Source organism: Pseudomonas pisciculturae (assembly GCF_015461805.1).
Taxonomy (GTDB): domain Bacteria; phylum Pseudomonadota; class Gammaproteobacteria; order Pseudomonadales; family Pseudomonadaceae; genus Aquipseudomonas; species Aquipseudomonas pisciculturae.
Window position 1 is genome coordinate 210,948 of record NZ_JACVZE010000005.1, and the last position, 14,653, is coordinate 225,600.

The 14,653-nt window shown below is 63.3% G+C and carries 2 protein-coding genes; both read right to left on the bottom strand.

Translation table 11 applies throughout. The features are described from left to right. Positions 1 to 542: 542 nt before the first annotated feature. Positions 543 to 13,106, bottom strand: coding sequence for a filamentous hemagglutinin family protein (locus tag ICY20_RS15515; protein ID WP_194937900.1), 12,564 nt, complete (start codon positions 13,104 to 13,106; stop codon positions 543 to 545). A gap of 186 nt (positions 13,107 to 13,292) precedes the next feature. Then, the gene (locus tag ICY20_RS15520; RefSeq protein WP_159962645.1) at positions 13,293 to 14,465 is read right to left on the bottom strand and encodes a substrate-binding domain-containing protein; all 1,173 of its coding nucleotides are present in this window, start codon (positions 14,463 to 14,465) and stop codon (positions 13,293 to 13,295) included. Positions 14,466 to 14,653: the final 188 nt, after the last annotated feature.

Below are 14,653 nucleotides of genomic sequence, written 5' to 3' on the forward strand. Positions count from 1 at the left end.
GGGTCAAAATGTGGGAGCTGGCTTGCCTGCGATGACTATGTGTTAGGCGCTAGAGGGGTTTGGGCGGAGTACATATCCATTATTTGGGTGAAGGCTGATATGGGTTCCGCCCTTACGGCGGGTCACTTTTGGAAAAGAGCCCGGAATGCCGGCCCAGCCAAAAGTAACCAAAAGGGCTCTTGCCCCACCACTCGGCACCTCGCCTAGGCTCGGTGTGCCCTCACTCCGGCCAGCGTGGTTAAAGGGGCGCCTGAGATCAAGATCAAAAGCCAAATCAAGAGCCAGAGCCAGAGCCAGAGCCAGAGCAAAACACTCTCTACCTGATACATGGAGATCAAAATGTGGGAGCGGGCTTGCTCGCGAATGCGGTGTGTCAGCCAACGAATCAGTTAACTGACCCACCGCATTCGCGAGCAAGTCGAATCGTCGCACCGCCGCTCCCACAGGGGTTTTGCGTACATTCAAATGTATCAGGCTGCTTTCAAAAAAAAGGGACGATCAGTGATCGCCCCAAAGCTACATCGAGAGGTTCTTCAAAAACGTTACAAACTGATCTGCTTGCGCTCCTCATCCGTCAACCGCGCCCGTGCCTGTTCACTCAGCGGCCCTGCGCCCAGCACTTGCACCGGGCTGTCAGGGTTGTAGCTGGAGCTCTTCTGCTCGGGCTCACGCGGCACCGGTTCGCTACCGAAGCTCAACACCTCCACCGTCACGATGGACGGCCGCCCCTGCTTGGCCGCCGCCTGCTGGTTGCGCGCTGCGTCTTCGGCTGCTTGGGACGCCGCCGCCCCGGCCGCACTGGCCGAGCTCATGGCACCGGTATTCACCGCCGCCGTCACCGGCACCCCGGACGACTTGCCCTGGGTCTTGATGTTGGCCGCATTCTCCACAAATGGCGCGACAATGTTGATATCGCCCGACGTCCGAATCCCCGCCTCGCCCGCATCAATGGTGCCCAACGGCGCGATCAGGTCGATATCCCCCGCCGGCACTTCCGGAATCGGGTTCAACGTGGCGATCCCCGCACCAGTACTCGGCACCGACGGCGACAGGCTCACGTTGCCCCAGTTGTCGTAGACACGCTTGGGCGGCGTGTACACCACGGTGGTCTTGGAACCGCGACCGGCGTTGATGTCGCCCTCGGCGGTCCAGCCCATGATCGAGCCGCCAAAGGTGGTCATGAGGCGGCTCTGGCCCAGCAGGATGCTGCCCATGGAATACAGCTGGATATCGCCTGCACCCTGGGTGATCACCCCCGCCGTCGACGGTGGTGCCTCGCCTTCGATGCCGAAGGTCTGGCTGCCGCCCGGCGTCAGCATCTGGATCTCGCCACCAAAGTTGGTGTGCACGCCCGAACTGCCGAACATCGTGATATCGCCCTGGTAGGTGATCGGGTTGCCGGCCACGTCTTTGTCCGGGAACAGCGCAGCGATGGCGGCACGGCCACGCAGGTAGCTGCCCTGGCGTACGTTGCCTTCGGTGTTGTACTCACGGCCGCCGGCCTTGAGTTCGGCGAAGTACACGTCGCGGGCAAATACCCGCTGTTGTTCGGCGGGCAAGGCGGCGTAGTAGGTACGGGCCTGCTCGGTGTCGCCAACGAAACCGAAGCGCTCGGCGAGCCAGCTGACCAACTCGTTCTCGTAGGTCTTGGCAACCTTGCTGCCTTGTATCGACTCACCCGGTTGCGCCAGGTTGACCGGGTTCAAGTAAGCCTCGACGAAGCGCTGGTAATCCGGGCCGTTGGGGCCAACACCCGCCTGCATCACGATGCTCGCGCCTGGGCGGTTATCGCCGGCGACTACCGCACCGAGGCTGGTTACACTCACCTCGCCACCATTCGCCGCCGCCCGCCCGGACATCAGGATATTGCGACCCGCCGTCAGCTCCAGCAAGCCAGGGCCTGCGACCTGGAAGTTGCTGTAGAGGATGTCGCGACCGGCGGAGACGATGGAGATGTCGTTGGGGTTGTTGTGAATGAACAGGTTACCGGTCTGTGTTTCCGACGCAGCCCCTTTGGTGTTGTTGAACGCGCTACCGCTGCTGACAATGTCACGCCCGGCCATCATCCACACCGCTCCGTTGCCCTCGTACCACACCTGCCCCGAGTTGCGAGAGGACGGTCCCGTGTCGAAGGTGATAACCCGGCCGCTGCTGACACCCACCAGGTCGCCGGTCAACGCATAGAAGCGTGCCGGCGAATGAGGCACATACCCTGCAGCCGAGGCCGTAGAGGAACCAAAGGTAAACAGGGGGCGCGGATTGGAATAGCCTCCTGTACCCGCCGTCGGCAAGCCACTGTTGGCCGAAAGATTGTTGCCACCGGCGACTATCTGGGTGCCAAAGCTGCCGACGAAAGCCGGCTGCCAAGGGGTCGCCATGATCGTCGGGTTGGCCGCTGATGGCGTGACGAACATGCCACCGGCGTAGATCGAGTCACGGGCCAGCAACTGCAATTCGCCGTCAGCACCTGGAGCGAGTAGCAGATTGGCGACGTCAGTAACGTCGATCGCCGACGCGCGTATCGCACGGCCATAGTAGAGATTGCCGCCTGCTGCCGTCGCACGAAGAATCGAGGGGTAGACAATCGCCATGTCCGACGCGATACCACTGACATTCGGCGTTAAGTTACCGCCTGCCGAGAACAGATCGACGGCCGTGTGGCCTGTCCACAACGTGAACCAGCTATCCCCACTCCCCTGTTGCGCACCGCGACTGAAAGCAGATTTATTCCAGACGTTCACCCGCCCCGGGTCAAGCACATCCTGTATGACAAGATCGCCAGCAGTCGCCAGACTAAAGGTGGCGTCACCCGGTACCAGGGTGATGCCGCCGGTGGGAGTGCCACGGGTTGCTTGCAGTGGGTCGAAGGCCCGCGTCTCGCCGGGGCTGTGATCACGTGCGATGCTGCCGTAGGTCAGGTTGACGCCGCCCAGCGCGCCGCTGCGCACCTGCACATTGCCGCGCAGGTCCACCAACACACCATTACGCGAATCGAGTGCGGTATTGGCCTGCGGGTTCAACGTGCCACCGATGCGCAAGCGCAAGTCGCCCCCGCCAGTGAGTGTCAGGCTGCCGTCGTTGGCCACGCGGCCGGTGCTGCCCACCGCCAAGACCAGGCCTTGGGTGCGCGGGTTCAACATCGGATCGAGGGCGCTCGCCGCCAGGCTGTCCTGCATCCCGGCGTTGCCGCGCACATTCACCTCCAAATCACCACCCCCGAGGGTGCCGAACCCGGTGAAGCCAAGCATCTGATCGGCTGAACTCGTGCCGACGTAAGTGCCGAAGTTGACCCACCAGGCCGTGGGCTGGGCCTGCCCACCGGTGGCGACATCCGCACTGCCTTGGCGCCACAACCAATTGCCGACAGCAGTGGAGTCATAACCTCGATCCTTGGTGTCGGGACGGCCAAAAGTACTTTCAGAGATGCTCGTGATATTACCCGTCAAATTGCCCCCCACACTCAGCGTGAGATTACCGCCCGCATCCGGATACCAGGCACGGTACAGGCTGTCGGCAGAGCCATTGACGAACTTCTCGAATTCACTGGCAGGGTCGGCCAGTACGGTTTTTGTGCTGCCCACGTTTCGCGGCTGGTTATAAGGGTCGCCCGCCTGAGTCGCCACCGAGGACGTGCCGGCGGTGTAAACGCCATACAGCGAGTCCATGCTCAGGTTGCCGGCGCTCAAGAGCTCCAGGTCGCCGGTGCCGGTGCGTATCACACTAAAGCGTGTGCTGGATGGCGCCGATTGCTTGCTGCTGGGCACATAGCAATAGGTCGGTGAATTGGCGCAGAAGTCTGCAATGCTTCCTGCCTCAAGCTGATCCAGCAGGCTTTGTTGGATCACATCGCCCTTGGCAACAGTGAAGCCCATGGCCGACAGTTCCTGGGCTGCGGACTCGGTCCATAGCTGGTTGACCTTGACCACACAATACGCACCGTAAGCGCTGCAGAAATTCTCAATGGTGTCGATGCCAACCATATCGACGATGGCCTGGTCGATCGGATCACCCTCTAACACGGTGATGCCGTTGAGCGCCAAGTCCTCCACGGCGAACGCCGTCCACGTCTGGTCGCCCTTGAGCGGGACGTCCTTGGCGAACATGCCGTAGTGACTGTCCGCCAGGCGCAAGTCGCCACTGCGCGGATGGGCTTGCAGGATACGGCTGTCCGCCGCCTCGGTATCGGCCCCCGCCACCAGGCGCAACGACCAGGACTGCGAACCCTCGGCCAGCATCGGCGCGATGGCCCACAATTTACCCTGGCGCCCTGCTACTTCCGGGCGTAGCGCAATGGATTCGACCCCGTCGGGCAACTTGATGTTGGTGCCAGCAGGAATCAACGCGCCTCGTGGCAAGGCGCGGCTGCCGTCGAGCAACACCACGCTGGTCATCAACGCCCCCAGGTGTACATCGGGCAGGGGCACGCCTTTGGGCCACACCATGCTCCGCAGTTTCGTGCCTTGGGTCAGCAGGCTGCCGGCCTCCAACTGGGTGCCGGCTGGCAGGGTGATGGCTTGGCCGAGCAACGTCCCGGCGGCATAAAGCACATTGCCCGCCGCATCGCGCACCGCCGCCGCCAATACCGTGCCAGCAGGCAGCGTCAACACTTGGTCCAACACGGCGGTGACCGGCAACCGTGTGCCCGCCGCCACCGTCAGGCCCTTGATCGGCAGGTCATAGTTCAAGGTGCTGCCCGCCGGGAAGGCCGTGCCGTCCGCCAGGGTCACACCATTGCCCGGCACCACGATGTCGCCGCCGCTGAAGTCTTTACCGGGCAACAAAACCCAGCCCTTGTCATCCACGGTTTCCGGTGGTGGTGAAAAACCATCGTTGATGCTGCCGTAAATGCTCAGGTCGCCGCCCGCGCGCAGGGTCAGGCTGCCGGACTCGCCGGAGCCGTACACCGAGGTTTTCGGGCTGTGGGGGTTGAGGCTGGCATAGCGATAGCCGGACAGGTCGAGATCGCCCTGCACCACCATGTCGCCGTCCGCTGTGTTGCTGACGATTTCCACACCGGGGCGCAGGTGGAACGCGTCCGCATAGGTGCTGTTGTTAAGCCCGGCGAGCTTGTTGTTCAACAGGTCTGAATTGAGCAATGCGCCGTTGATAAACGCAGCGCTCATCGCATGTTTTCCGTCGAGGTAGGCCTGGTCGATTTGCTGGTACGGGCGCCCGCTGGCCGTCGGGTCGGTGACCACCGGGGCGTCGTCATAGGTGACCATGCCGTTGAGGGTAATCGAGCGAGCACCGTCGATGGCCAGGCGGCCACGGGCATCGATATCGATGTCGTTGCTGCTGCCATCGGCATTGACCAGCCGGGGCGCGTTCAGCTCCAGGGTGCCGCGATTGCGCCCGTCATTGCCGGCGGAGCCGTCGGTGCCATGACGCAGGTCGATGCGCGCGCCGTCGGCGAGGGTCAAGCCGCCATCACCGGAGCCGAGCACCACCATCGCACGGTTGGGCGAGTCGATGATCTTGCCGTAGCTGTCCACACGCAGTTTGCTGCCATGGGCATCGAGTACCGCGCTGCCGTCCAGGGTCAGGCCCTGCTTGCCGGCCAGGGTGATACTGCCGACACGCTCGCCGCTGGCGTCCACCAGGCCGGTGACCCGCAGGCTGCCGTTGTCCACCGACACGCTGATGGTGCCGGCCTTGAGGCCGTTGCCGATGGTCAAGTCGCCCTGTTTGAGCTGGAAGCTGCGCGAACCGAAGACCTGACCAGCGTTGAGGCGTTGGTTGAGGTCGGCGAATTGCTGGTCCAGGGTACCGCTGCCGCCCAGGCGCTGGGCCTGGATCTCCACGCCACCGGCCTGGTACGGCATCAAGGTGCCGCCTGCGTCGTAATAACCGCTGCTGCTGCCGAAGATCTTGCCTTGCAGGTCGACCGTGCCCGCCGCTGCATCCACCGCCACGGCGCGCAATTTGCCAGCGTGGTTGTACTGGGCGGACAGGTCGATGGTCGAGCCTGCCGCCTGGTGAATATTGCCGCTGCGGCTGTCGAGCAGTACATCGCCGCCCCAGCCGTATTTCGTCACATCATTGAAGGTGATTGCACGCCCGGCGACATCGATCAATGCCGTGTCGGTCAACAGCACATCACCGCGGGCACTCAGGCTGACCTTGCCGCTGGGCAGCACTACCGCGCTGGCCAGGCGAATACTGTCGCCTTTGAGCGACAGCTCGGCGCCCTGGCCATCCGCTGTACCCCGCAGCCCGGCAGAGGCCGCCACATCAATGGCGCCGCCGGCAGTCATACGGTTGACGGAACCGGCTTCACCGGTCATCAACGGCGTGAGGATATTCAGGTTGCCGCCGCTGTACGCGAAGCCCTTGACCGGGTCATAGGCACCCTGCTGTTGATAGACCGACAGGCTACCCTTGTGATTGGCGGTGATGCGCTCGCTGGCGTTCAGATTGACGTTGGCAAAGCCCAACACCAGGCGATCGAACGATTGGGTGGCGTTGGGCTGAGCAAACGCCCCATAACCGAACTCGATGCGCTCGGCGTTGATGTCCAACCGCCCGCTGCCGGTACCGGCACCGCCATTCACTACGGCGCCAGCCGGGTTGGTCGCGCCTTGCCAAATCAGGTTGGCGGTGTGAATGCTGGCCACATCGCCAGCGCCACCGACACCGTAGATGGCCGGGGTGGCGATCATCAGGTTAGTCAGCCGCGATTTGCCCGTCAGTGGGTCGTAGGTGTCCAGTGAGGTACTGCCGTAGAAATTGAAGCTGTCGCGGGCTGAAAGTTGCAGGGTTTCCAGGGCCGGCGCACCGAACTGGGTATCGCCGCGCAACAGGCGGTCGAGCAGTGCCTGGGTCAACGTCAGGCCGGCCGGCACCTGGTTTGCCGCCACCGCAGCGGCCAACGCTTCAGCGCTGCCCAGGTTGATCGCACTCACCCCCAGATTGAGATGGCGCGTGCCGTAGCGCACCTGGTCGCCCAGTGAGAAGCTCGCGTCGGTCAACGCCACGATGCTGCCTTCGGAGTAGAGGTTGGTCTGCCCGCTGCAGGGCGTGGCGTTGCAGGTGCCGATGCTGATGCCCTGACTGACCTCGCCGCCAATCACCGTCGCCGCGATCACATTGAGCAGGCCATTGGACACCGCCAGCATGTTCGAGACCTTGTAGATAAAACCGTCGCGGGCGTCGAAGCCTGCGCTGCCACGGCCGATTGTGTTGATCGAGGCCCCCTGCTCAACGACGATCGAGCCAGTTTGACTGACTAACAACACCTCGGGCGCGGCCAATACAGCACCCTCGCGCAGCACAATGTTGCTCCTGGCGCCGTTCACCCCTTCCGCAAACGTGATGTAGCTACCCGACTGGCCATAGGCAACGTAGGGCAAGCCCCCAATGATCAGGCGCGATGCGCCCAGCGCATTGAGGCTGTCGGCGCTGAAGGTAATCCCCCTGAAACCCTGGGTTGCCGCTTGATCTGCCGCGACCACCTCAATGCCGCCCCTGGCCAGGTCGACCACGGCAACGGTGCCGCCGTAACCACCCGCCGCCGCATCGAAACGACCCATGCCCTCAAAGGTGAACGCACTCGCCCCGCCCCCCGCACGCATGGCCAGCTTCAACGTCTTGGCATCGACTTCAAGCATCGCGCGCGGCACCCCAAGTTTCGCCGCATCCGCACGGGCAAACTGCGCGTAGCTGGTTTCGTTGTATTGGGAATAACGGCGCAAGGTGTCGGCCGACGTCAAGATCAACTGGCTCGCCAGGCTGTCGCGGATCCCCGTATTGGCAATCGACAAATGCCCGGCGGTAGACCACGAGCCATTGCGCATCAACTGCGTGGCCCCGCCGCCGACACCGGCCAGGCCGTTGATCTCGACGCGGAAGGCGCCCGGCAGCAACGCATAGGTCGACGGCATCAGGGTGTAGGTGCCCGCCGGCAACCCCGGTACGCCGGCGCCGATGGTGATTTGCTGGCCAATCAACGGCGCAACCGCACCGCCCTCACCGCCCGCAGGCGCAGCGACCGGCTGCACCCCCGGTACGATCGCGTAGACCGGGTTGGTGGACAGGCCCGGCAATACAAACCCGCCGTTGGCGCCAAATTGCACCAGCGGGTTAAAGCGTGCGTCCGTCGAACCACCGCGCCCAGACACAAAGCCTGCCCCCAGCAGCTCACCACCGCCGGAAAGATCCAGCGTGGCATCCGCCAGCACGGCGACCGACTTGCCGCCCAATATCACGCCAACCGCGAGTTCGCTGCCATTGGTACCCACCCCGCCTTGCCCAATGAACACCACTTGCTTGCCGTTGTACTTGTAGATTTGGCCGTCCACCGTGCCGCCATACGGCAACACCAGGCCCTTGCCACTCACCGAGGTCACACTGCCCGGCATCAGTTGCACACGCTGGCTGCCCATGCTGCCGATATCGATCAGCCCCAGCGGCGCACGCACCACGCCGCCCTGGATCACGTTCGCAGCCCCCAGTTGCAGGCGCCCGAACACCGAATACGGCAGCGCTGCATCGGTGGTGCCGACGCGGCCGATGGTCAAGCTGCGCGAAGGATCAAACAGCAAGCCAAGGGAGATGCTGGAGTCGGCGCCCAAGTAGCCGGCGATAACCCGAGCACCGACTTCGGTGGCCGGGTACAACTGGGCAGCCCGCAGGGTCATATCACCTTGGGTCAGTAACTGGGTGCTGACGCCGCTCATGACGTCGTTCTCGCTGGTGCCGGCGAGAAAACGCAGGTCGCCCTGGCTGGTCACGTTGACGTGGTCAAACCCTAGGCGCTCCAGGTTTGTCAGGCTGTCATTGGCTTGGCGCAGACGGCTGCTGTTGCCGAAGATGACATTGCCGCGCACTTCGACCAGATTGCCATCGGCGTTGAATTGGGCCTGGGTGGACCGCAGGGAGGGCGCCGGCAGCACCGGCACTGGCCGCACGTAAAGCTCCTTGCCTGGCTCTTCGGGGGCGAGAATGCCCGCCAGCAACAGATGAGGCGCCCGCAGGTTGATACGCGAATCAGCCGCTGCGTTTTCGCTCAGACCGTAGCCGCGACTGTACAGGCGCAGGCTCTGGCCCATGTTCAAGCTCACGTCGCCGTCAAAGCTCAACACGCCATTGCTCAACAGCGCCAGGTTATCGAAACCGCCCGCGCGAATCTGGTCCACGCCCAAACGGCCGTGCCCATACTCCAGGCTGCCGGCGGCATCTGTGGCGTTGCCCGCCAGCGCAGTGGGCTGATGCACCTGGCCCAGTATCAATTCACGCAGGTTGAGCACGCGATCCGTCACGCCGGCTTTTTGGTAATACGGGCTTTCCAACGCCACGTTGAGACTGCCGCCTGCCGCACCGGCACCGCCAGCGTTGGCCACAAAGCTGCCATCCAGGTACAGGCCATTGTTGGAGGCCAGGGTGATACTGCCGCCGTTACTGGCGACCTGCACCGCGCCTTGCCCCGGGATGTTCAGTAAGGCCTGGGTGCCCGAGGCGTCCAGGCGTGCGCCGTCACGCACCACCACAAACAGGTCGCTGGCCTTGGCGATGCCGGTGTTCAGGTCGAAGGTGCCGCCGATGTTGATGCTGCCACCGTTGCGCACCGAGCCGAAGCTGCGACCATTGTTGCCCACCGCCGTGGCGGCACGCGCGGCAACATCAATCACCGCATGCTCGCCGAGCCAGATCGAACGGCCATGCCCGACGGCGTTCACTGCCTCCGAGGCGGCCGTGGTCAAGCCACTCAGGCTGACATTGCCGCCCCAGGCGTTCAGCGTGCCGTCCAGGGTCAACTGGCCAACGCTGCGCAGGTTGATGCCCTGGCCAGGGTCCACGTTGATCACCGCGCCCTGGCCCACCGTCAAAGACGTGGTCGCCAGTTGCGCAGCCGTGCTCTCTACAGTGCCGGCTGTCAGGCTTAAGCTTGCCCCTCGGCGTTGAGTCACGACGCCCTTCGCGAAGTCTTCCAGATACAGCGGCGAAACCCAGCGCTCCAGGGCCGTCGCGGGATCGCTGCCGGTGGGCAGGTTCAATGCCTGAGCGCCCAGGCGGTAGCCCGGCACCGTGACGTCGACCTGCGTGCCCTCGGTGACGAGCAGGCCTTCATTACCGGTGATGTCATAGGCCGAAAAGCCCTTGTTGAAGAAATCACCCGCCAGCTTCAAGGTGTCGGCGGCCGGCACATCGGCGCTGTCGCCGATCTGCACCCGGTGCGCCTGCAACGCCAACGTGCCGCCACCGCTCACGCCGTAGCCACGGATTTCACCGTCAAGCCCCAGTACGCCCTGGGCTGCCAAGGTCACGCTGCCGCCCTTGCCACCGCTGAGTTTGCGGTCCACGCCCAGCGTGGCGCCGGAAGAGGCGTCCACCACACTGCCCGCTGCCAACTGCACATTGCCCGTGCTACGCAACGAGATCGTGCCGCCATTCACGTACGCCACACCAGCGCCGCCGGCAGGGTTCAATGCCAGGTTGTTCCAGCGGCCGGTCGTGTCCAGCCGCACCCCCGTCGCCACGTCGACTCGGCCGCTACCGGCCAGGGTCACATCCCCTACGACGTTGCTTGAGTTGAGGTTAACCTGCTTGAGGATGTTGCCCGCATTGAGGCTACCGCCATGGGCGGTCAGGTTGGCATTGACGCTGACCTGTGGCCCAAACAGCGTGATATCGCCGCCGTCGGCGACCTGTAGCGCGCCATTGACGGTGATCTGCTGCTTGGCGCCAACCTTGATCGCACCCAACTCAAAGCCATTGAGCTGGCCACTGTCGAGCACCACTTTGCCTTGGCGATCTGCCGGCAGCGCCGTGGTGAGGTCCAGGCCCTCGGCGATCTTCTGGGTATTGGCATCGATCAGCACCTGGTCAGTGCTGGCCCCCAGTGCGTAACGCAAGGTGCCGGTGGTTTTGTTGTAAATCGGGAGGTACTGGCCAATGATCAACTGCGCGCGCTGGGCCATGGCTTTCTGCGATTGCTGGTAACCGTCGAGGTTGATGTTCGGCGCCTGGGTCTGGCGCTCACCCTGGAACACATCGCTGACCACCTGGCCTTCAAGCACCGCGCTGGCGGTACTGACCACCAGCTTGCCGGCGTCGCGGCCCACGGTGTAACCGGCCTCATAGCGGCGTTGCGGGGCGATCGACGGGTTGTAGTAGTACTCGGTCTGGCCCCAGCGGGCGCTGGTGCTTTCAAAGCCTTTGTAGATGCCGGAATAGAGAATATCGCCCGGCGCGTTGGACAGCAGGTACAACCGCCCATTCGGGCCCTTGAGCCAGGTCTGCTGGATATAACCGCCTTGTACATCCACGGTGCCGCCGGACAGGTTGACCTGGGCGCCCTGCTGGGTCACCACATCCTTGCCGGTAAAGGTCACGGTGCCGCCCTGGGCCATCCATTCGCCCACCGAATGCCCTTGGGTGCCAAGGTAACCGCCCACTTCCAGCAGGCCGCCTGCGGTGTACCAGCGGTCAGTGGCATAGCCATTGGTGCCCGCCGGCACAAACACCAGCTCGCGCAAATCGACCCATACGTCATTGTTGATCAGTTGCCCGTTGTCGCGGTTGACCGGTGCATCGCGCTGCTCGTTGCCCTGCACGTTGACCTTGATGTTGTTGGCTTCCATCGCCACCTTGACGCCGACCGCGCCCGACACATCGATTATCGCCCCGTCACGCGCCAGGCTGCGCTGGCCAGCACTGACCGCCACCTGGCCGCCGGTGGCCAACGTGATCGAGCCTTTCTGGAAGTCCACGGTGCCGCCGCTGACGATCTCGATGCGTGACTGGTCGGTGCGGTCGGCCACGGCGCTGAGGTTGTTGAACTGGCCGGTGATCAGGTTGGCGGCCAGGCCGTCGTACTTGATCAACCCGGCACCTTGCTGGCTGTCGAGGGCGGTGCTGCCGCTGGCGTCCAGCAGGACTGCGGTGGTGCTCCCCTCGCCCAGGGTCACGCTGCCGGTGGTGTCGCTGGCGGCATTGAGCAAGTGAAGGGTGCCGCGGGTGTCCACCGACGTGCTGGCCAGGGCCACGCCGTTTTGCTGCACCTGGTGACCGGTCAGGGTGATGTCGCCGGTCGAGGCCATGATCAGGCCACTGTTGGTGACTTTGCCCGCCGTGCTGCCGGCCTTGAGGCTGGTGGCGACCTCGTTGCCACGGGTGGTGGAGCGTTCATTACCGGCGGTGCCGACGCCTTTGCGGATGTAAAAGCTGTCGCCCGCCGCCAGGGTGGTCTGGCCTTTGGCAGTGATGATAGTGCCGGCGTTTTCCACTTCGGAACCGAGCAGCAACGCATAGCCGCCCGAGTCGGTGGAGGTGGCCGGGGCATGGGTCTGGATCACCGCGCCGCGCTGCACCTGGACCTTGCCGGCCGCGTCGGTGAAGGTCGGCTGGGTGCCGTTGGTGTCCACGTAAATGCCGCGTTGGGTGAACTGGTCATCGGTGATGTTCGCCGCAGCGGCGACCAGGTTGCGCACGTTGACCTGGCTGGTGCCGGTAAACACCACGCCGTTGCGGTTCATGATCATCACCGTGCCGGCGCCGTTGATCTGGCCCTGGATCTCGCTGGGGCGCGCATTCGGATCGTTGACGCGGTTGAGCACGGCCCAGTTGGATTGCTGCTGGAAATCCACAGTGGTGTTGCGCCCGACGTTGAAGGTCTCCCAGTTGAGGATCGCCTTGTCGGCGGTCTGCTCGATGGTCACCGTGGTCTTGCCGCCAGACTGGGTCTGGGTGGGGTTCTTGGCGTTGGTCCAGCCCTGGGTCAGGCTGTTATCGACTTGCAGGCCGCCCTTGCCGAGCCCGTCGGGAATCGTCGAGACCTGGCCGAATGCGGTTTGCCGACCTGCCGCCTGCGCCGCCTGCTGGGCGGCAATCGCCGCCACGGTTGTGTTCAAGGTGCTGATGGAGCGCGCCAACTGCTGCTTGACCTGCGCCTGCTGGTTCAACGAAGGGATCCCCGGCACCTGCCCCGCATTCACCCGTGCCGCAGTCGCGGCCTGGGTTGCGCCCTTTTCGGCAAACCAGGCGGCACTGTACGCCGGTGCGGCCTGGGCATTGCCCGCCACCATCAACAAGGCAATGGCCTGGGCCAAGGGCTTGAGGCGCAACACTGTCGGGGCTTTGCGGTTAACCGTAGGTTTGCAGCGGACCATCTGGGATCTTCCTTCTTTGTTATGGCGCAGGAGGGCAAGACACACTCACGTATGAGGGTTAGGCCGTTGGCGAGGGGTGCGACTGAACTTTTGTCATGGAAAGTTCATACAGGGCTGGTAATGCAAAAAAATCAGCAACGGCACGGGCCGTTGCTGATCGGTGTTGCGGGTCGTTGAAAGCGTGGGTTACAGCGGACGACCGATGGCGTTGCAGACGTCTGGGTTACCGATGCTCAGTGGGCTGGAGGCGGTCAGGAAGTTATCGTTGATAGCGGTTTTCCAGGTGTTAGGCAGGGTCACGAAGCGGTTGTTGCGGATAGCGGTGTCGTTGCTGCTGAAGGCGCTGAGGTTGTAGTGGCGAGTCAAGAACGTGCGCACTTGAGCGGTCTGGTTAGCGTCGGCGTAGCACTGGCTGAAGATCAGGTTAGTGAAGCCCAGGATCGGGTAGCCGGTGGTTGGGTAAGCCGCAACGCTTGGGTCAGTGGCGCTGGTAGTTGCGGCAAACGTTGGCACCCAGGCGTTCTGGTTGGCAACGTTGAGTGCCGAAGGCACTTGCACAGCGGCGATGGCCACCGAAACGTTGGCCGGGGCCGGCGAAACACCCGCTACTTTGGCAACTTTGGTGGCGTCATCCAGACCGGCCAAGGTGGTAGCCGCGTAGTCCGGGCTCATGTAGGTGATACCACCGTCGGTGGAACCCAGGGTGGTCATTACGCCCTGGCTGCCGGTGGCGGCAACAGCGGAGGCTGGAACGCCGGCGCCGTAGCTGGACGAGAAGGTGGTGGTCACCGCGAAAGGCAGTGCCTCGGAGCACTTGGCATTGAGGAAGCGCGTGAACAGCTCAGTAGTGCCGCTGGACTCGCTGCGGTAAACGATTTTGATCGCGCCGGTACGGCCTGAACCGGTGATCTCGCTCCAGTCAGTCAAACGGCCGGAGAACACGCCGCACAGTTGGCTGACGCTCAAATCAACAGCAGCCGAACCTGCCTTGTTGAAAGGTACAGCGACCGAAGTGGCCACCGACGGCACCTGAATCAGCTTGCCCCAACCGGCTTGTTTTTCGGCTTCGTACTTGTCCAACTCAGCTTTGGTCAGCTTCGAGTCGCTACCGGCCCAGTGCACGTTCTTGTTGGTCACGCCGGTCACAAACTTCTGGTAGTCGTTAGTGAGGAAGGCAGCCTTGCCATTGCCGCTGCCCACGCCGATGTAAGGGGCGAAGCCAGCAGTGAGTACGCCTGCGGTCTGATACAGCGGTTGTGGCAGAGTTGCGCCGCCGCCGTTTACGTCTGCGAATGCAGCCTGGGCCGAGCACAGTGCAGCGAGGGTCATGGATACCGCGAGAACGTTGCGCTTAAACATGAAGAAGCTCCTTTCGTCGTGTTTGTACGTTTGGGGTAGATGGCGCTTGCTTGACGCTATGGCTTCGGTCCCAAGCCTGAAGCGGGGGTGGCCAGGGGTGAAAACCATGGAGAGAAAGTCGCAGTTTCCGATGACGTTTGTGGGAAAAAACCTCGGGAGGAAATGCTTGATTTTTAAAAAGATTCTCG